The following is a 19800-nucleotide window of genomic DNA, read 5'->3' as shown; positions in this document are numbered from 1 at the left end:
GCTTCCTTCGAGACCGTTTCACCGGCCCCTCCGGGCTTTCCCTTCGTTGTCCCCAGCTTAGCAGATCCGATTTCCTTCTCTGCCACCCTCTGGAGCGGGTGTGCCGTCCGGCTTTCGCTTTCCGGCTTTTCCGACTCTATCAGACCGTTTCCGGCCCGATCCCCAGTCAGCGGGGTTTGTCTTCCCGGCTGTTGGGCCGTTCCAACGAGTTGAACGTTAGCGGATCAGTGGCGCTCGATGCCAATCGAGCAATTCCGCCGATCCTCATTCCGAAACCGCGCGCGAAAACTAAACGACTGCTCGTCGTTCGTTCGGAAGCTTGCTTCGGGATGGCCGCCCGGGAACCGGTACAGACGAACTGTTCACCGGCGGGCAACCCGGAGAACACTACGGATCGGCGATGCGGGTGTCAAACCGGCTCAGTCGAGGTCCTTGAGCCTGCCGCCGGCGTCGGGCTGGTCGGCCTCGACGCGGCGCAGGAGGCGGGTCAACAGGTCGCCGAGGACGGAGCGTTCGTCCGGCTCGAGGTCCTGGAGGAGGTCGCCCTCGAAGGCGGCGGCCATCCGCATGGTCTCCAGCCACTTGCCGCGACCGTCGTCGGTGAGCTCCACGATGACGCGCACCCGGTTGGACTCGTCCCGTTCACGGGTGACCAGGCCCTCGGAGACCATCCGGTCGATGCGATGGGTCATCGCGGCGGGGGTGAGGCCGAGTCGCTTGGCGAGGTCGCCGGGCCCGAGGCGGTAGGGCCGGCCCACCACGACGAGGGCCTTGAGGACCTCCCATTCGGCAGCGGTGATGCCGACGGCGGACAGGTGGCGGCTGTAGCCCACATGGAGGCGCCGGTTCAGCCGGCCGAGCGCCGTGACGATCTTCTCGACCTGAGGGTCCACCTCGGGGAACTCGCGTTGGTAGATCGCGATCTGCTCATCGAGGTCCAGCTCCTGAGGGGAGTTGGACTGGCCGTCGCCTGCGCTCGTCATGGCACGAGTGTGCCATGGAACTCATTGGCCCTAAAGACTTCCGTTGTGTACTGTTCAACTTCGAACTTTACTGTTGAAGTCTTAGCATTCGAGGACTTCTGACCTAAGGGGTGAGTGTGACCACCGCGATGGGCGCCGCGCTGCGCCGGATCCAGCTGGGCAACGCGCTGAGCGCGTTCGGCAACGGGTTCACCGTGCCGTTCCTGTTCGTCTACGTGTCGCAGGTACGCGGCCTGGGGGCGGGGACCGCGGGTGTCGTGCTGTCGGCGTTCGCCGTGGCCGCCCTCGTCGTGCTGCCCTTCACCGGGCGCACGATCGACCGGAACGGCCCGCTGCCCGTACTGCTGGCCGGGGCGATGGCATCCGCGGTGGGCGCGCTGGGCTTCGGCCTGGCGACGAGCGCGCCGCTGGTGATCGCGGCCTCCGTGGTGATGGGCGCCGGCATCGCCGTGATGCAGCCCGCGCTGGCGACACTCATCGTGTGGTGCTCCACCCCGGCGACACGCTCGCGGGCGTTCGCGACGCAGTTCTTCCTGAGCAACCTGGGGCTCGGCATCGGAGGTCTGTTCGGCGGGCTGCTGGTCGACACCGCGCGCCCGGGCTCCTTCACGCTGCTGTTCTCCGTCGAGGCCACGATGTTCGTCGTGCTGGCCGCGGTGGTGGCCTCCGTGCGGCTGCCGAGGACGTCCCGGATGGAGGCGGCGCCGACGGAGCGCGCGGCGAGCGGGTGGCGGGCGCTGCTCCGGGACCGGGCGATGATCCAGTTGTGCGTACTGGGCGGGGTGCTGTTCTTCGCCTGCTACGGGCAGTTCGAGTCGGGCCTGTCGGCCTACGCGGTCGAGGTGACGAAGGTGTCCCCGTCGACGCTGGGCATCGCGCTGGCGGCGAACACGGCGGCCATCGTGGTCGCGCAGTTCCTCATCCTGCGGCCGGTGGAGCGGCGCCGCCGCAGCCGGGTCATCGCGGCGGTGGGTGTGCTGTGGGCCGTGGCGTGGGTGGTCGCGGGGCTGTCCGGGCTCGTGGGCGACGCGCACGGGATCGCGATGGCGATGCTCATCTCCACGTACGCGCTGTTCGGGCTCGGCGAGGCGATGCTGTCGCCGGCCGTCGCCCCGCTGGTGGCGGACATGGCCCCGGAGCGCATGGTCGGCCAGTACAACTCCGCCTTCGCGCTGGTGAAGCAGCTCGCGATGGCCGTGGGGCCCGCGGTGGGCGGGCTCATGGCCGGTGCGGGGATGTACCCGCAGTACATCGTGATGCTGGTCGCGTGCTCGCTGGGGGTCACCGTGCTGTCGCTGCGCCTGGGTCGCCGGCTGACGGTCCACCAGGACGCGCCGCTGACGGAGCCGGTGCTGGCGGCGTAGTCCGCACTCAGGTGGGGAGCGCGAACTCGCACCACACCGCCTTGCCGCCGCCCGGCGTGCGCCGGGAGCCCCAGGCGGAGGCGATGGTGGCGATGATCGAGATGCCGCGGCCCGCCTCGTCGACCGGTTCGGCGCGGCGGCGGCGCGGCAGGTGGTCGTCGCCGTCGGTGACCTCGATGATCAGCCGGCGGTCGGTGCGGCGCAGCCGCAGCCGCATGGGCGGAACCCCGTGCTGCAGGGAGTTGGCGACCAGCTCGCTCGCGGCGAGCACCCCGAGGTCGACGAGTTCGACGGGGAAGCGCCACGAGGTCAGGACGCCCTGCGCGAAGGCGCGGGCGCGGGGGGCCGCCTCGACTCCGCCGAGGAGTTCCAGCGACGCGTTGCGGAAGAGCTCGGAGTCGGTGCCCTCGCGCTGCGGGTACTGCATGACGAGGACGGCCACGTCGTCGGCGTGCTCGGAGGTGACGCCGAGCGCGCGGAGCAGGCGGTCGCAGATGACCTGCGGGCTGCCGGTGGCGCCGGCGAGGGTGTTCATGAGGGCGGAGACGCCCTCGTCGATGTCCTCGCCGCGGCGTTCGATGAGGCCGTCGGTGTAGAGGACGGCGGTGGCGCCGGGGCCCAGTGGCACGGTGCCCGAGGTGTGGACCCAGCCGCCGGTGCCGAGCGGGGGCCCGGTGGGCTCGTCGGCGCGGTGCACGGTGCCGTCGGCGTCGCGGACCACGATCGGCAGGTGGCCGGCGGAGGCGTACGACAGCCGGCTCTCGCTCGGGTCGTGCACGGCGTAGACGCAGGTGGCGATCTGCATGGCGTCGATCTCGGCGGCGAGGCCGTCGAGGAGCTGGATCACCTCGTGCGGGGGCAGGTCGAGGCGGGCGTAGGCGCGGACCGCGGTGCGCAGCTGGCCCATGACGGCGGCGGCGCGCACGCCGCGGCCCATGACATCGCCGATAACCAGGGCGGTGCGGCCGGCACCGAGAGTGATCACGTCGTACCAGTCGCCGCCGACGGCGGCGTCGGTGCCGCCGGGCTGGTAGGTCGCGGCGACGCGCAGGTCGTCGGGCTGTTCCAGCTCCTGGGGGAGCAGGCTGCGCTGGAGGGTGACGGCGGTCGCGTGCAGGCGGCGCTCGCTCTCGCGCAGGCGCTCGGCGGCCTGCACCTGGTCGGTGACGTCGGAGGCGAAGACCAGGACGCCCCCGGTGTCGCCGCCGTCCTGCACCGGAACGGGGCTGCACGTGATCGTGAAGTACCCCTGCCGGGTGGCGGTGGCGACCTTGCGGGCCTTCACGGTGCGGGGCTTGCCGCTGCGGAACACCTGGTCCATGAGGGGGAGCAGGCCGAGTTCCGCGAGCTCGGGCAGGGCCTCGCGCGCGGGCTCGCCCGGGGTGCGGGGGCCGAAGACCTCCGCGTACGCCTCGTTGACGTAGCCGAGGCGGTGGGCGGAGCCGTGCGTGACCGCGATGAGCGCGGGGAGCCGGGACAGCACCTCCCGCACGGGGAGCGAGTCGAGGGTGTGCGCCGGCGCGTCGGCGTGGTCGCCGTCCTGGCCGCGCGCCGCGGGGACCGCCCCGCCGGAGGGGGGTTCGGTGCTCGCGGCCGCCGCCTGGGCATTGCGACGTTGTGTTCCGGGGAGCCGGGCGCTCCAGCGCGTGAGGTTCAAACGTCCGATTCCTCGTATTTGTCACTCTTTGCAGGTGCTGACGCACGCATGGTCACAGGGTCCAGTGTGGCCGACCCGCCGCTCCGGGGGAATCGGCGACCGCATCCGCACTGGTCGGTCAGGGCGCGTCGGGTTTGCGGCCGGCGCCCGCCGCGAGCTCGAACTCCGCGCGCGGGTTCTCCAGGGAGCCGAGCGAGATGATCTCCCGTTTGAAGAGCCCGGACAGGGTCCATTCGGCCAGGATGCGCGCCTTGCGGTTGAAGGTGGGCATCCGGCTGAGGTGGTACGCGCGGTGCATGAACCAGGCAGGGTAGCCCGTGAGTCTGCGACCGTAGACCTGTGCGACGCCCTTGTGGAGGCCGAGGGAGGCGACCGACCCCGCGTAGGCGTGACGGTAGTCGCTCAGGGGCCCGCCGCGCAGGCTCGCGACGATGTTGTCGGCCAGCACGCGGGCCTGGCGCAGGGCGTGCTGGGCGTTGGGGGCGCACAGCGCCTCCGGGTCGTCGGAGGCCAGGTCCGGCACGGCGGCCGCGTCGCCCGCGGCCCAGACGTTGTCGGTGCCGTCGACGCGCAGCGTGGCGGCGCAGCGGACCCGGCCGCGGTCGCCCAGCGGCAGGCCGGTGCGGGACAGGACGGGGTGCGGCTTGACGCCCGCGGTCCACACGATCGTGCGGGCGGGCAGCCGTGAGCCGTCGTCGAGGGCCACCACGCGCTTCTCGCAGGACTCCAGCCGGGTGTTCAGCCGGACGTCGATGTTGCGGCCGCGCAGCTCGCGGACGGCGTACGTGCCCATCTCCTCGCCGACCTCGGGGAGGATGCGGCCGGTGGCCTCGACGAGGATCCATTTCAGGTCGTCGGCCTCGACGTTGTGGTAGTAGCGCACGGCGTGCCGGGCCATGTCCTCCAGCTCGGCCAGCGCCTCGACGCCCGCATAGCCCCCGCCGACGACGACGAAGGTGAGCGCGGCGTCGCGGACCTCCACGTCCCGGGTGGAGGAGGCGATGTCGAGCTGCTCCAGGACATGGTTGCGCAGGCCGATGGCCTCCTCGACGGTCTTGAAGCCGATGCCGTGCTCGGCGAGACCGGGAATGGGCAGCGTCCGGGAGACCGAACCGGGGGCGATGACCAGGTGGTCGTACGGCAGCAGGAGCTCGCCGGAACCTTCCTCCTCGGTGGCGAGGGTGGCCACCGCGGCGATCCGCCGGGTGTGGTCGATGCGCCGGGCCTCGCCGATGACCAGCGTGCAGCGGTCCAGGACGCGCCGCAGGGGGACCACGACGTGCCGCGGGGAGATGGAGCCCGCCGCCGCCTCGGGGAGGAAGGGCTGGTAGGTCATGTACGGCTGCGGTTCCACGACGACGATCTCCGCCTCGTCGCGCCCCAGCTTCCGCTGCAGTCGCAGGGCGGTGTACATGCCGACGTATCCGCCGCCGACCACCAGGACGCGCGGGATTTCGGACTCGCGGCCCGCGCCGGACGGCTCCTTCAGTGCTGCCATCGTTCCATGAGGCAATGCCCGCTCGGGGTTTGTCCACAGGGCGTACGGCAATGAATGGCTGAATCCTGTTGTCCGGCAGGTCACGGGCGGGTTCCTGACCGCTGTGACGTGCGTGGGCGTGGATCCGGCGGCGCGGGTACTCCGATCGTGGGTAGGTTCCCCCTTCATTCTTGACCTGCCCTCAACTATGTTCGTATCCCGTCGGGGTGTCCCTGTGGCGAGCTGTCGCAGCGGCCCGGCGTTCATGGGGTGGGGAGTCTCCGGGGGGAGACGCGATTTTCCGGGGGATACACATATGCATATTCACGACCCTCATTGGGCGCCCGTGGCATCGGTGGCGTCGGTGACCGGCGGGGCAGTCGATCCCGGCGGCCACATCGGTGGAGGAGGGGGCGCGGGAGGCGGCAGCCGCACGTCGCCGCTGCGGGTCGACGCGCAGCGGAACCTGGAGCACGTGCTGCGGGCCGCGCGCGAGGTGTTCGGCGAGCTCGGCTACGGCGCGCCCATGGAGGACGTGGCACGCCGTGCCCGGGTGGGCGTCGGCACGGTCTACCGGCGGTTCCCGAGCAAGGACGTGCTGGTGCGGCGGATCGCCGAGGAGGAGACGGCGCGGCTGACCGAGCAGGCGCGCGCCGCGCTCGGCCAGGAGGACGAGGCCTGGTCGGCCCTGTCCCGCTTCCTGCGTACGTCCGTCGCCTCGGGCGCTGGACGGCTGCTGCCGCCGCAGGTGCTGCAGGTGCAGCCGGCGGGGGCCGAGGCGACGCGGGTGCCGCAGCAGCGCGGCGCGGCGGAGGACGCCGCGTCCGGTGCCGGGGTCGCGGCGCTGCTGGAGGTCGTCGGCCAGCTGGTGGAGCGGGCGCGTACGGCCGGTGAGCTGCGGGCGGACGTGTCCGTGGCCGACGTGCTGCTGGTGATAGCCACGGCGGCGCCCTCGCTGCCCGACCCGGCGCACCAGGCGGCCGCCTCCGCGCGGCTGTTGGACATCCTGCTGGACGGCCTGCGGTCCCGTCCGGCTGCGTAGCGCTGCCCCGTCCGGGTGATCATGTGCGGTCCGGGGAGTGAAAACTCCCCGGACGAGTGGTTCCGATGTTTGACGGGTCATCGGAAGCGACGGTTGTGCCACGCTTACGCCCGTGGATGAAGGAAACGGGGAGCCGGAGCCCGCCCCGGAGGCGGGATCGAACTCCGGCGAGGAGCAGCCCTCCGGCCGCGTGCCGGGCCAGCGGGAGCCGCTGGCCGAACGTCGTGAGGCCCCCGTCCCGGGCAGTCGGCCGTCCGACGACCGGCCGACCGTGGAGATGCCCTCCGCGAAGGCGGCGGAGCCGAGCGCGGCGGACGCGCCCGTGTCCGACGCCGACCTCGTCGCGCGGGTGCGCGGCGGGGACGACAGCGCGTACGAGGAGCTGTACCGCCGCCACGCCGCCGCCGTGCGCCGCTACGCACGCGGCTGCTGCCGCGACACGCACACCGCCGAGGACCTGACCGGCGAGGTCTTCGCCCGCACACTGCAGGCGATCCGCGGGGGCAGCGGTCCCGACGCGGCCGTGCGCGCCTACCTGCTGACCACGGTGCGCCGGGTCGCCGCGTCCTGGACGGGCAGCGCCAAGCGTGAGCAACTCGTCGACGACTTCGCGGTGTTCGCGGTGTCGGCGGCCGGATCCGGCACGGCGGCCGAGACCACGGACCTCGGCGCGGACGTACGCGCCATGCAGGTGGCCGAGCGGTCCCTGGCCCTGCAGGCGTTCCGCACGCTGCCGGAGCGCTGGCAGGCGGTGCTGTGGCACACGGCTGTCGAGGAGGAGTCGCCCAGCCAGGTCGCGCCCCTGCTCGGGCTGACCGCGAACGCGACGGCGGTGCTGGCCCACCGGGCGCGTGAGGGGCTGCGCCAGGCGTATCTGCAGGCGCACGTCTCCGCGTCCCTCACCGCCGAGGGCTCCTGCGCCCAGTACGCCGACCGGCTGGGCGCGCACGCCCGCGGCGGCCTGCGGATGCGGGCCGACCGGGAGCTGCGCAAGCATCTGGAGGAGTGCGCCAAGTGCCGCCTCGCGGCGGCCGAGTTGGCGGACGTGAACGCGGCGCTCAAGGGCCTGCTGCCGGTGGCGGTCATCGGGTGGTTCGCCGCCTCGTACGCCGTCAAGGCCGCCGGTGCCGCCGCCGCGGGAGCGGCGGTGGGCGTGGGCGCGGCCGCGGGTGCGGGTGCCGCGGGCGGAGGCTCGGCAGGCGGCGCGGGCGCCGGTGGCGCCGCGGTGACCGAGGGTGCCGGCGCGCCGTTGAAGATCGCCGTCGTGACGGGTGTGGTCGTGGCCGCGGCCGGGGTGGCCATCGCGCTCGCCCTGTCCGGCAACGACACGCGGCCGCACCCGCAGGCGCACAGGAAGCCGTCGGCCGCCCCGGCGGTACCGCGGCCCGCGCCCACGCCGGCCCCCTCGAAGGCGTCGCCTGCACCCGCCCCGCCGGCCTCGCGGCCGCCGCACGAGCAGGCCCCGCTCCCGACCCCGAAGCCGGTGGTCGCGTCGAGCGTCACCCCCGAGGCGGCACCCACGCCGACGCCGACCCCCACCCCGACCGTGGAACCCACGCCGCCGCCGACTCCCCCGCCCTCGCCGACGCCCAGCCCCACCGCCGAGCCGACACCGCCGCCGGAGCCCCAGGTCTTCGCGCTCAACCGGCTGGGCTACGGCGGCCCGGGCACGTCGGACCGTCCCGTGATCCGGCTCGGCGACTGGATGTGGCAGCGCTGGAGCCTCGCCATCGACGGCACCCGTTATGCGGGCGGCGTCACCGTCGCCGCACCGTCCTCCGTGACGATCGTGCTCAACCGCTCCTGCGGTGCCTTCGACGCGGTCGCCGGCATCGACGACCTGGCCCTCGGGCTCGGCGCCGCGCGCTTCTCCGTCTACGGCGACGGCACACGGCTGTGGCGCTCCGAGGTGATCCACGGCGGTGACCCGGGCGTGGCCGTCCACGTGCCGATCGCGGGCGCCAAGACCATCCGCCTGGTCGTCGAGCCGAGCCGCAGGCTGCACCTGGCGAACGTCGCCGACTGGGCGGGCGCCCGCCTCAGCTGCGGCTAGATCCTGTCGGCCCAGGGGCCTACGGGGCCGGCACCTCGCAGGCGTCGTCGGTGCACGCGGCGGCGTCGCCCGCGACGGGAGCGGTACCCGTCTCCTGCGCCACCTGCTCCAGGACGCGCAGGAAGGTGGAGGTCTCCTGACCGCCCTGGACGGCCCACTTGCCCTCGAAGACGAAGGTGGGGACGGCGTTCACGCCGATCGCGCGGGCCTCGTCGATCTCGGCGAGCACCTCCTCGCGTCCCTCGTCGGTGGCGAGGAACGCGGCCGCCTTGTCACGGTCCAGCCCGGCCTCCGCGGCCAGCGACGCCAGGGTCTCGCGGTCGCCGACGTCGGCGCCCTCGGCGAAGTGCGCGACGAGCAGACGGTCCTTGAGCGCGGCCTGCACGGCCGGGCCGTAGACGGTCAGCGCGTGCCGGAGCAGCCGGTGGCCGAGGAGGGTGTTGTTCTCGATGGCGCGGTCGAAGTCGAAGGCCAGGCCCTCGGCGCGGCCGAGCTCCTCCAGCCGGGCGTCCATGGCGGTCGCCTGCGGTCCGAAGCGCTCGCTGAGGTAGGCGCGGTGCGGTTCGGGCGTCTCGGCCTTCTCCGGGGAGAGCTGGAACGGCCGGTAGACCACCTCGACCTGCCCGGCCTGCGGGAACGCGGCGAGCGCACGCTCGAAACGGCGCTTGCCCACGTAGCACCAGGGGCAGGCGATGTCGCTGTAGATCTCGACCTTCATGCGCACTCCATCATCGGTTGAAGCTCAAAGATGCAACGCGCGGCGGGGCCGCCGCAATCCCGCCCGCTAGGCCGCGATCGCCTCCGCCATCACGTCGTACGCTCCCGTCCCGCCCAGCCCGTTCCCTCGCGCGCGGGCCGCCTCGTAGGCGGTGTCGCCCAGCGCGGCCCGGGCCGCCCCCTCGACGGCCCGGACGCCCTCTTCCTCGGGGACCGGGCGCGGCAGCCCGGACCGCAGCCCGTCCGCCGCGCCGTGCAGCAGGGCGGCGCGCGCCGGGTCGCCGAGGGCCAGCAGCACCTCGGCGCCGTACTCGACCACGGCCGCGAGCCGGATCTCCGCGCAGTAGCCGCCGACGCCCGCGCGGACCGCGTTCGCCAGCCCGGCCAGGGCGCCCGCCGGATCGCCCTCGGCCGCCAGGATCCGGGCCGCGAGGCTCTCGCAGAGCAGCTCGAAGTCCGGCGGCGGGGTGCCCATGCTGCCCTCGCCCCGGGCCAGCTCGCTCAACTCCCGGGCGGGCGCCACCTCGTCGCGCCGCAGCAGGATCTGCGCCAGCAGCACCCGGATGTAGGCGCGGGCGTCCCACACCCCGTACTGCTCGGCCTCCTCGGCCGCTTGGACGAGCAGCTTCTCGGCCCGCTCGTCGTCCCCGGAGCGGTACGCCAGTTCACCCATCCGGGAGCGGACGAAGATGCCCTCCACATGGGCACCGAGTTCCGAGCCGTACCGCAGCGCCTCCTCCAGGTCCGCCTGTGCCGCCTCGTAGTCCCCGTAGGCGAGGGCCATCTCGGCGCCGGCCTCGCACACTTGGGCGCGCATCCAGCGGTCGCCGAGCCGCTCGCTGAGCTCCAGCAGCTCCGGCCAGTCGTCGTCGGCCCGGGCCAGTCCGCCCGGCAGGTCGATGGTGATGTGGGTACGGAACATCAGCGCGGCCGCCAGCTCCCAGTCGCCGCCGTAGCGGCGGCAGCTCTCGACCATGGCGTCCGCGTGCTCCCTGATCCTGCCGTGGCGGCCCAGGATGTAGTCGGAGAACGGCCAGAGCATGCCGGGGAAGCGCGCCGATTGCGGGCTCGGCTCCTCGTAGGCGGCGATGACGCGGGATGCGAGTTCCAGCATCGCCGGGCCCTGGATCACCTCGCGCGCGACGGTGTCGCTGACGACGAAGAGGTGCAGCAGCCGCAGGTTCATGCGGGGCCAGAAGCCGGGGGCGTCCCGGTCCTCGGGGAGGTCGGTGGCCCCGACGAGCCGCTCGATCCACGCGGTCGCCTCGTCACGGTAGTTGCGCAGCCACCAGAACCAGCCCATGTGCAGGACGAGCGCGATCGCGTCGTCGTACTCCGCCGCCCCGATCGTGCGGTCCAGCGCGGCGCGGACGTTGTCGAGATCCGCCTCCACGCGCGAGGCCCACACCAGCTGCTCCGGACCGCGCATGCCGACGTCGGCGGTACCGGTGAACTCCAGCCAGTACACGGTGTGCCGGGCGGCGGCGGCCGCCCGGTCCTCGGGGTCCGCGGCGGCGCGCTCCACGGCGTACTCATGGATGGTCTCCAGGAGCCGGTAGCGCACCTCGTCCGCGCCGTGCTCCACCACGATCAGCGACTTGTCGGCCAGCTGCCCGATCAGCTCCAGCGCGTCCTCGCCGCACACCGCCTCGGCCGCCGGCAGGGTGCAGCCGCCCGCGAAGACGCTCAGCCGTCGCAGCGCGGTGCGCTCGGCACCGCTCAGCAGGTCCCAGCTCCAGTCGACGACGGCCCGCAGGGTCTGCTGGCGCGGCAGCGCGGTACGGCTGCCGCCGGTCAGCAGCCGGAAGCGGTCGTCGAGCCGGTCGGCGATCTGGCGCGGGGACAGCACCCTCAGACGCGCCGCGGCCAGTTCGATCGCCAGCGGCAGGCCGTCCAGGCGGCGGCAGATCTCGTCCACCGCCTCCGTGCGGTCGCGGGAGGCGTCGAACCCGGGACGTACCGCGGCCGCGCGCTCCACGAACAGCCGGCGCGCGGTCGGCAACGGCAACGGCTCCACCGGGCGCACCGCCTCGCCCGGCAGGCCCAGCGGCTCCCGGCTGGTGGCCAGCACCGTCACCCCGGGGCAGGCGGCCAGCAGCCGGTCGGCGAGCGCGGCGGCGGCGTCGACGACGTGCTCGCAGTTGTCCAGGATCAGCAGGAGGCGGCGCTGCGCGCAGAACTCCAGCAACCGCGCCGTGGGATCGGCGTCGGCGACGCCGCGCACCTCCCGGGCCGCCGCCAGTACCGCCGTGTCGCGACGCCCCACCGCGCTGAGCACAGCGTCCGGCACGGCCGCGGGATGGTCCAGCGCCGCCAGCTCGGCCAGCCACACCCCGTCCGGGTAGGCGTCGGCCGCCTCGGCCGACTGAGCGGCCTCCTGCGACAGCCGGGTCTTGCCCGAGCCGCCCGGGCCCGTCAGTGTCACCAGGCGTCGCCGGCCGTCCGCCAAAGTCCTGCGGAGCGCGACCAGTTCCGTCTCCCGGCCCACGAAGCTGGTCAGCCGGGCCCGCAGGTTCCCCGTCCGGGGCGGGGGCGCCGACGGCGCCGGCTCGGGATCGTCCGCGGACAGCAACTCCGCGTGCAGCGCCCGAAGTTCCGGGCCAGGATCGGTGCCGAGCCGGTCGGCCAGCGTGCGCCGGGACTCCTCGTACGCCCCCAGCGCGTCCGCCGAACGGCCCGTCGCGCGCAGCGCGCGGATCCACTGCGCCCGGAACGGCTCGTGCAGCGGGTGCTCCGCCACCAGACCCCGCACCTGCGGCAGCACCTCCGCCGCGCGGCCCAGCGCCAGGTACGCCTCGACGCGGTGGTACGTGGCGGTCAGCCGCAGCGCCCCCAACCGGGCGGCGGCCGCGCCGCGGTCCGGCAGATCCGCCAGCGCGGGGCCGCGCCACAGCGCGAGCGCCCGGCCGAGGATGTCCGCGGCGCGTTCGGCGTCACCGGCGTCCAGGGCGGCGGCCCCCTCGCGGGCCAGACGCTCGAACACATTGAGGTCCACGTCGTCCGGGGATGCGATCACCAGGCGGTAGCCGCCCGGACCCGACGCGACGGCCTCCTTGCCGTCCGCGAGCGCGCGGCGCAGCCGCGACACCAGCGCCTGCAGGGCGCCTGCGGCGTCCTGGGGAGGGTCGTCGCCCTCCCCGCCCCACACCTCGGCGATCAGCGCCTCCGGCGACACGGGGTGCGGCGCGCGCAGCGCCAGGGCGGCCAGCAGCGCGCGCAGACGCTTGCCGCTGCCCAGGGGCACGGGCGCACCGCTTGCGCTGTGCGCCTCTGTGGCGCCGAGTATCAGGTACCGCACGAGGCCATTCTCCCGACGTTTGGCTCCGCCGTTCCCGGGGTGAGGTCTCTCCCCCGCCCGCCCTCCCGTGTGCCCGGCAAGGTCAGGGCGCCCCGGCGCCGGTTGACGTGGGTGCCGGGGTCGGGGCCTCCGGGGCTGGCCATTCTGGACAGCACATTTTGGTGCCTCGGGCACCCTGAGTTGATCACTCGGGGTGCCGCACCCACATATGCTCCACAGTCCAGAACACCCACCCCTGCACCCCCGCCCCCTCCGTAGTTCCAAGCGCCTGATCCCCGGAGGGGGGTGGTTGGCAGTGACGGCTGCGCACCTGGACAGCGCCGCGCCAATGGGTGGCCCGGGTACGGTGCCGCACTCACCCCCCACCGGGGATCAGGCGCATGAGCTCACCGGAGGGGGCGGGGTCGGAGGGGTGGATGTTCTGGACGGTGCGGCATATTTGTGCGCACCACCGGGCCGGGAAGGGATGAGCAGGTGCTGGAAAGGCGCGTAAATATGCCAGTCCAGGACGTGCAGCCCCGGAGGCCCCGAACCCGGCACCCCCACGAAACGCGCGCCGGGGTCACTGACTTCACAGGGCACCCGGGAGGGCGGGCGGGGAAAAAACCTACCGGGGCCGCCGCGCGTCGGGGTCGTCGTCGTTACGCGGGCCCAGCAGCTCGTCCGCCAACGTGGGCAGGTCGTCGAGCGGCGTCTCCTCCGCCCAGGACGGCCGAGGCCGCTTCGGCTTCGCCTCCGGCTCCGGCACGGACGGCAGCTCACGCGTCCGCTCGTTTCCGGACTCCGACTCGGACTCCCGCTCCTCCGGACGGAAGAAGTCGGACGGCACGCGCTCGTCCGGCCGGACGGGCGGAATGACCGCCGTCTCGTCGTCCGCGCGGACGGGCCGCAGGACGGCGGTCTCCGCGACGTCCGGGTCCGCGGGGACCGGCCGCAGCACCGCCGTCTCCTCCTCGGCCGCCGGCGCAGGCGCGGCCGCAGGCGCAGCCGGCACCGCGGGCAGCACCGCCGTCTCGTCGTCCGCGGCCGCCGTCGGCGGGACAGCCGGCGCAGCCGGCTTGGGCGTCTCGACCGTGACCGTCGCGTCCTCGGCCTCCGCCTCGGCCGCGACCCGCGCCGCCTCGGCCCGAAGCAGGGCCTCCTCGGCCTTGCGCTGGCGCTCGACGCGTCGTTCCTCGGCCTCGGCACGGATCCGGGCCTCCTCGTCGGCCTGGCGGCGACGGCGTTCCTGCTCCTCGCGGAGGGCGCGCTCCTCGGCCTCGCGGCGGACCCGCTCCTCCTCGGCGAGGCGGCGGGTCTCCTCCGCGCGGCGGCGTGCCGCTTCCGCGGCGGCCTCCTCGGCCTCGCGGCGGGCCGTCTCCTCGTCGAGGCGGCGGCGCTCCTCCTCTTCCTGGCGGAGCTTGTCCAGCTGGGCCTGGCGTTCCCGCTCGAGCCGCTCTTCCTCGGCCTTGCGGGCGGCTTCCTCCTCGGCGAGGCGGCGGGCCTCCTCCTCGGCGGCGACGCGGGCCTTCTCGCGGGCCTCGATCTCCTTCTCCGACAGGGGGAGGACCTGGTCGAGCCGGTGGCGTATCACCGTGGTGACGGCCTCGGGCTCCTGCGCGGCGTCGATCACCAGGTAGCGGGCCGGGTCGGCGGCGGCGAGCGTGAGGAATCCGGCGCGTACCCGCTCATGGAACTCGGCGGGCTCGGACTCCAGCCGGTCGGGCGCCTCGGTGAAGCGCTCGCGGGCGGCCTCCGGGGAGACGTCGAGCAGCACGGTGAGGTGCGGGACGAGGCCGTCGGTCGCCCAGCGCGAGATGCGGGCGACCTCGGTCGGGGCGAGGTCGCGGCCGGCGCCCTGGTAGGCGACGGAGGAGTCGATGTAGCGGTCGGAGACGACCACGGCGCCGCGCTCCAGGGCGGGGCGCACGACGGTGTCGACGTGCTCGGCCCGGTCGGCGGCGTAGAGCAGGGCCTCGGCGCGGTGCGAGAGGCCGGCGCTGGAGACGTCCAGCAGGATCGAGCGCAGGCGCTTGCCGACGGCCGTGGCGCCCGGCTCACGGGTGACGACGACCTCGTGGCCCTTGGCGCGGATCCAGTCGGCGAGCGCCTCGACCTGGGTCGACTTGCCGGCCCCGTCGCCGCCCTCGACGGCGATGAAGAAGCCGGTGGGCGCGGGCGCCTGGGCCGGGTCGCCGCCGCGCAGCGCCTCGCGGAGGTCACGGCGCAGTGGGACGCCCTGGCGGTCGTCGGCCTTGCCGAGGACGAGGGCGGCGACGGGCAGCAGCAGTGCGCCGACGAGCATGAGGGTGTACGCGGCGCCGCCGTGGTCGAACGTGAAGTGGCCGCCCTCCACGCGGTGCGGGCCGATGCCGGCGGCGAGCAGGGGCGCGCCGACGACGCCGACCGCCATGAGGAGCCGGGTGACGGCGTGGAGGTGGTCGGTGGCCCGGGCCCTGCGGGACTCCTCGGTCTCCTGGTCGATGAGGGTGTGGCCGGTGTTGGCGACGACACCGGCCGCGAGGCCGGCGAGCAGGGCCAGCAGCAGCACGGTCGTCGCGTCCGGGACGATGCCGGCCAGCAGCAGCGCGAGGCCCGCGACGGCGACGGCGATCGCCAGCAGGCGGCGCCGGGACAGACCGGGCAGGATGCGCGGGGCGACACGGATGCCGATCACGGGACCCGCGGTGAGGGCGAGCACCAGCAGGCCGTAGCCGACCGGCCCGCCGCCGAGGTCGGAGGCGTGCAGGACGGCGAGGCCGACGGCGGCCGCGACGGCCCCGGCGACGGTGGCGGTGCCGAGGACGAGCACCGGGATGGCTCCGGTGCGTCCGCGGTCCGCGAGCCGCAACCCCTGCAGCGGGGAGTGGAGCGGGGCGGCCTGGCCGCCGGGCAGCTCCAGGAAGTACACGACGGCGAGGGACGCGGCGAACAGCCCGGCGGCGACGTACGAGCCGAGGGCGACCTGGTGCAGGGAGAACCAGTCGACGCCGACCGCGAGGAGATTGCCGACCAGGGTGACGACGACGAGGCCCGCGGCGGCCAGCGGGAAGGCGACGAAGCCGGTCCGCAGGTCGAGGCGGCGCAGCGCGTCGAGGTGGTCGGGCAGCGGCCGTACCGTTCCTGCGCCCGGCGCCGGGGCGGGCAGCAGGGCGGGGGCGGCGCCGTCCTTGGCGACCGTCCACAGGCGTTCGGCCACACCGGCGACGAAGACGGTGACGAGCAGCCACGCGCCTGCCTTGCCGGGCACCCAGGTGGTCCACAGCGGGGCCACGATGAGCAGGGCGACGCGCAGGACGTCGGATCCGATCATGGTCCAGCGCCGGTCGAGCGGCCCCTGCGGCCCGGTGAGTCCGCCCAGCGGGCCCAGCAGGACCGCGCCGAACAGCAGCGTGGCCAGCAGACGGGCGCCGAAGACCGCGGCCACGGCGAAGGCCGCACCGCGGTACCCGTCACCGAAGGTCTGGGCGGCGACGCAGGCCTGCACGGTCAGCACCACCAGCACCAGCAGGGCGAGACGGTCGGCGACGGCACCGGTCAGCTGAGCGCCCCACAGCTTGCGCAGTGGCGGGATCTTCAGCAGCGCTCCGACCGCGCGTTCGCGCGAGTCGGCCGCGAGGTCGTCGGCGAACGTGTCCGTTGGCAGCTCGGATCGCGTCATCCCGCCAGCCTATCGGCAGCGGCCACGGTCGTGACGGGCGCCCGTCACGACCGTTGAGAGGCCGTGACAACCGGCGGCGGGCCGGATTCCGCGGGCCGCCGGTTCCCGTGGGGCTATTCGGCCGATTTCTTCGCCGCGGCCGTCGTCTTCTTGGCCGCGGTCTTCTTGGCCGCGGTCTTCTTCGCGGCCGTCGTGGTCTTCGCTGCGGCGGTCTTCTTCGCCGCCGTCGTCTTCTTCGCCGCGGTGGCCTTCTTCGCCGGGGCCTTCTTCGCCGTCTTCTTGGCAGGGGCCTTGGCCCGCTTCTCGGCGAGCAGCTCGTAACCGCGCTCGGGAGTGATCGTCTCGACGTCGTCGTCACGGCGCAGCGTGGCGTTGGTCTCGCCGTCGGTGACGTACGGGCCGAAGCGGCCGTCCTTGACGACGACGGGGCGCTCGCTGACCGGGTCGGTGCCCAGTTCCTTCAGCGGGGGCTTGGCGGCGGCGCGGCCGCGTGCCTTGGGCTGGGCGTAGATCGCGAGGGCTTCGTCGAGGGTGATAGTGAAGAGCTGGTCCTCGGTCTCCAGGGAGCGCGAGTCGGTGCCCTTCTTCAGGTACGGGCCGTACCTGCCGTTCTGCGCGGTGATCTCGACGCCCTCGGCGTCGGCGCCGACGACGCGCGGCAGTGACATCAGCTTGAGCGCGTCCTGCAGCGTCACCGAGTCCAGGGACATCGACTTGAAGAGGGAGGCGGTACGCGGCTTGACCGCGTTCTTGCCGGTCTTCGGGGTGCCCTCGGGAAGGATCTCGGTGACGTACGGGCCGTAGCGGCCGTCCTTGGCGACGATCTGCCGGCCGGTCTCCGGGTCGGCGCCCAGCTCGAAGTCGCCGCTGGGCTTGGCCAGCAGCTCCTCGGCGAGCTCGACGGTCAGCTCGTCCGGCGGCATGTCGTCGGGGACGTCGGCGCGCTGCCCGGGCTCGCCCTCGACCTCGGCGGCCTTCTCCACGTACGGGCCGTAGCGGCCGACGCGCAGCACGATGCCGTTGCCGACGGGGAAGGAGGAGACCTCGCGGGCGTCGATGGCGCCGAGGTCCTCGACGAGTTCCTTCAGGCCGCCGAGGTGGTCCCCGTCGCCGTTGCCGGCGTCGGCGGCGCCGCCGACAGCCTCGGGACCGTCGCCCTCACCGAAGTAGAAGCGGCGCAGCCACGGCACGGCCTGGGCCTCACCGCGGGCGATGCGGTCGAGGTCGTCCTCCATCCGGGCGGTGAAGTCGTAGTCGACCAGCCGGCCGAAGTGCTTCTCCAGGAGGCCGACGACGGCGAAGGAGAGGAAGGACGGCACCAGGGCCGTGCCCTTCTTGAACACATAGCCGCGGTCGAGGATGGTGCCGATGATCGAGGCGTAGGTCGACGGACGGCCGATCTCGCGCTCTTCCAGCTCCTTGACCAGCGAGGCCTCGGTGTAACGGGCCGGGGGCTTGGTCGCGTGGCCGTCGGCGGTGATGTCCCGGGCGGTGAGCGCGTCACCCTCGGTGACCGCGGGCAGCCGGCGCTCGCTGCTGTCGAGCTCGGCGTTCGGGTCGTCGGCGCCCTCGACGTAGGCCTTCATGAAGCCGTGGAAGGTGATGATCTTGCCGGACGCGGAGAACTCGGCGTCGCGGCCGTCGCTGGAGCGGCCGCCGACCTTGACGGTCACGGACTGGCCGACCGCGTCCTTCATCTGGGAGGCGACGGTGCGCATCCAGATCAGCTCGTACAGGCGGTACTGGTCGCCGGTCAGGCCGGTCTCGGCCGGGGTGCGGAAACGATCACCCGAGGGGCGGATCGCCTCGTGCGCCTCCTGGGCGTTCTTGACCTTGCCCGCGTAGACGCGGGGCTTGTCCGGCAGGTAGTCCGCGCCGTACAGCTGGGTGACCTGGGCGCGGGCGGCGGTGATCGCGGTCTCCGACAGCGTGGTGGAGTCCGTACGCATGTAGGTGATGAAGCCGTTCTCGTACAGCTTCTGGGCGACCTGCATGGTGGCCTTGGCGCCGAAGCCGAGCTTGCGGCTGGCCTCCTGCTGCAGGGTCGTGGTGCGGAAGGGCGCGTACGGCGAGCGGCGGTAGGGCTTGGACTCGACCGAACGGACCGAGAAGGCGGCGCCCTCCAGGGCGGCGGCGAGCGCGCGGGCGGCGGCCTCGTCCAGGTGGAGGACTCCCGAGCCCTCCTTGAGCCGCCCGGTCGAGCCGAAATCGCGGCCCTGGGCGACGCGCTTGCCGTCGACGGCGCTGAGCTTGGCACCGAAGGTGCCGGGGTCGGTCGCATCACCGGTCCGGCCGGTGGCGAAGGTGGCCGACAGGTCCCAGTACTCGGCGGAGCGGAAGGCGATGCGCTCGCGCTCGCGCTGGACGACGAGCCGGGTGGCGACGGACTGGACACGGCCGGCCGACAGGCGCGGCATGACCTTCTTCCACAGGACCGGCGAGACCTCGTAGCCGTAGAGGCGGTCGAGGATGCGGCGGGTCTCCTGGGCGTCGACGAGGGTCTGGTTCAGCTCGCGCGGATTGCGGACGGCTTCCTGGATGGCGTCCTTGGTGATCTCGTGGAAGACCATCCGGCGGACCGGGACCTTGGGCTTGAGGACTTCCTGCAGGTGCCACGCGATGGCCTCGCCCTCGCGGTCCTCATCGGTGGCGAGCAGGAGTTCGTCGGAGTCCTTCAGCAGGTCCTTGAGCTTCTTGACCTGGGCCTTCTTGTCGGCGTTGACGACGTAGATCGGCTGGAACTCGCTGTCGACGTTGACGCCGAGCCGCGCCCACGGCTGGCCCTTGTACTCCGCCGGCACTTCGGCGGCCCCGTTCGGGAGGTCGCGGATGTGCCCGACGCTGGCCTCGACGACATAGCCAGGGCCGAGGTAGCCCTTGATCGTCTTCGCCTTGGCAGGCGACTCGACGATGACGAGTCGGCGGCCGCCGCCCTCTGCGGTGTCGCGGGTCGGGGACAACTTCGCTCTTCTCTCCGGGTCGAAGGTGGTCTCGCTGCGGAGTGTGACCGTACATCCCGGTCCCGTGTCAAACGGGAAAAGTCCGCAACGCCACTCGAACGGTAACCCGACAAGCGTCCTGTCTGCCGCACGGACTGCCAGTCATGCCCGTTTTGTCCAGCTCAGAGGGTCAGGAACAGCCAGACCCCGACGAGCAGCGAAACGATCCCGAAAAAACCGGCCACGGCCGTGCCCAGCGTCCCGCTTCCCGGCGTCACCGGCTCGCTGCGTACGGCACGGGTGACCGTCCAGAGCAGAAGGGCGGCGCCGAAGAGCGCGAACACCGTTCCGGCGAAGGCCCCCGGCACAGTCTCCATGTCCATGACTTCCCCACGCCCCCCGCGTCCGCCCGGCGGCCCGATGCCCGCCATCGTCCGGAGAATCGCACGGCACGGGGTCCACGGGGCCAACCCCTGGTGAACACCGCGTCCGGCGAACTGGCCGGATCCTTTCGCTCCCGGGCCACCGGCGCGCGCTCCCCGCGCTCCCGGTGGGTGCCCGGCTCCCGCCCCGACTTTCTTGACGCGCCTGACAAGATGGCGGCATCACCGACCGTCTTCTCGTAGGGGG

At 73.4% G+C, this 19800-nt stretch carries 11 protein-coding genes; 3 read left to right on the top strand and 8 right to left on the bottom strand.

The window, feature by feature from the left end; all coding sequences use genetic code 11:
- Nucleotides 1-419: 419 nt before the first annotated feature.
- Complete coding sequence (locus ACFYXS_RS29020) at nucleotides 420-983, bottom strand: MarR family winged helix-turn-helix transcriptional regulator (protein WP_389253402.1); 564 nt, start codon at nucleotides 981-983, stop codon at nucleotides 420-422.
- Between the two features lie 116 nt (nucleotides 984-1099).
- Between ACFYXS_RS29020 and ACFYXS_RS29015 the strand changes: the two genes are divergently transcribed.
- The gene (locus ACFYXS_RS29015) at nucleotides 1100-2347 is read left to right on the top strand and encodes an MFS transporter (RefSeq protein WP_389253400.1); all 1248 of its coding nucleotides are present in this window, start codon (nucleotides 1100-1102) and stop codon (nucleotides 2345-2347) included.
- 7 nt (nucleotides 2348-2354) lie between these two features.
- On the opposite strand, the gene ACFYXS_RS29010 is transcribed toward ACFYXS_RS29015, so the two are convergent.
- Together ACFYXS_RS29010 and ACFYXS_RS29005 are read right to left on the bottom strand one after the other, a co-directional pair.
- Complete coding sequence (locus tag ACFYXS_RS29010) at nucleotides 2355-4004, bottom strand: SpoIIE family protein phosphatase (protein ID WP_389253398.1); 1650 nt, start codon at nucleotides 4002-4004, stop codon at nucleotides 2355-2357.
- A gap of 118 nt (nucleotides 4005-4122) precedes the next feature.
- Nucleotides 4123-5502, bottom strand: a complete 1380-nt coding sequence (locus ACFYXS_RS29005; protein ID WP_389253396.1) for an NAD(P)/FAD-dependent oxidoreductase — start codon at nucleotides 5500-5502, stop codon at nucleotides 4123-4125.
- 295 nt (nucleotides 5503-5797) lie between these two features.
- Here ACFYXS_RS29005 and ACFYXS_RS29000 point away from each other — a divergent pair, with 295 nt between their 5' ends.
- Nucleotides 5798-6523 carry a TetR/AcrR family transcriptional regulator gene (locus ACFYXS_RS29000; protein WP_389253394.1) on the top strand — a complete coding sequence of 242 codons (726 nt, stop codon included), beginning with the start codon at nucleotides 5798-5800 and terminating at the stop codon, nucleotides 6521-6523.
- Between the two features lie 112 nt (nucleotides 6524-6635).
- Complete coding sequence (locus ACFYXS_RS28995; protein ID WP_389253392.1) at nucleotides 6636-8576, top strand: sigma-70 family RNA polymerase sigma factor; 1941 nt, start codon at nucleotides 6636-6638, stop codon at nucleotides 8574-8576.
- 19 nt (nucleotides 8577-8595) lie between these two features.
- On the opposite strand, the gene ACFYXS_RS28990 is transcribed toward ACFYXS_RS28995, so the two are convergent.
- The 5 genes from ACFYXS_RS28990 to ACFYXS_RS28970 all read right to left on the bottom strand — a co-directional run bounded on the left by ACFYXS_RS28990 (nucleotide 8596) and on the right by ACFYXS_RS28970 (nucleotide 19553).
- Entirely contained in the window at nucleotides 8596-9294 is a 699-nt protein-coding gene (locus tag ACFYXS_RS28990) for a DsbA family oxidoreductase (protein WP_389253390.1), read from the bottom strand.
- A gap of 66 nt (nucleotides 9295-9360) precedes the next feature.
- A complete protein-coding gene (locus ACFYXS_RS28985) occupies nucleotides 9361-12591 on the bottom strand; it encodes an ATP-binding protein (protein ID WP_389253388.1) in 3231 nt (1076 codons plus the stop codon).
- Between the two features lie 607 nt (nucleotides 12592-13198).
- Entirely contained in the window at nucleotides 13199-16231 is a 3033-nt protein-coding gene (gene tmk / locus ACFYXS_RS28980; protein ID WP_389253386.1) for a dTMP kinase, read from the bottom strand.
- 113 nt (nucleotides 16232-16344) lie between these two features.
- A complete protein-coding gene (topA, locus tag ACFYXS_RS28975) occupies nucleotides 16345-19191 on the bottom strand; it encodes a type I DNA topoisomerase (RefSeq protein ID WP_389253384.1) in 2847 nt (948 codons plus the stop codon).
- A 161-nt stretch (nucleotides 19192-19352) separates the two neighbouring features.
- The gene (locus ACFYXS_RS28970) at nucleotides 19353-19553 is read right to left on the bottom strand and encodes a hypothetical protein (protein WP_389253382.1); all 201 of its coding nucleotides are present in this window, start codon (nucleotides 19551-19553) and stop codon (nucleotides 19353-19355) included.
- Nucleotides 19554-19800: the final 247 nt, after the last annotated feature.

It is taken from the genome of Streptomyces sp. NPDC002574 (assembly GCF_042889545.1).
GTDB lineage: Bacteria > Actinomycetota > Actinomycetes > Streptomycetales > Streptomycetaceae > Actinacidiphila.
The sequence above is the reverse complement of the archived record's forward strand: the minus strand, read 5'-3'. Positions and strand labels throughout refer to the sequence as shown.

Coding starts and splice junctions, on each gene's coding strand:
- ACFYXS_RS29005 (WP_389253396.1), bottom strand. CDS start 5,502: ATGGCAGCACTGAAGGAGCCGTCCGGCGCGGGCCGCGAGTCCGAAATC.
- ACFYXS_RS28970 (WP_389253382.1), bottom strand. CDS start 19,553: ATGGACATGGAGACTGTGCCGGGGGCCTTCGCCGGAACGGTGTTCGCG.
- ACFYXS_RS28990 (WP_389253390.1), bottom strand. CDS start 9,294: ATGAAGGTCGAGATCTACAGCGACATCGCCTGCCCCTGGTGCTACGTG.
- ACFYXS_RS29000 (WP_389253394.1), top strand. CDS start 5,798: ATGCATATTCACGACCCTCATTGGGCGCCCGTGGCATCGGTGGCGTCG.
- tmk (WP_389253386.1), bottom strand. CDS start 16,231: ATGACGCGATCCGAGCTGCCAACGGACACGTTCGCCGACGACCTCGCG.
- ACFYXS_RS29020 (WP_389253402.1), bottom strand. CDS start 983: ATGACGAGCGCAGGCGACGGCCAGTCCAACTCCCCTCAGGAGCTGGAC.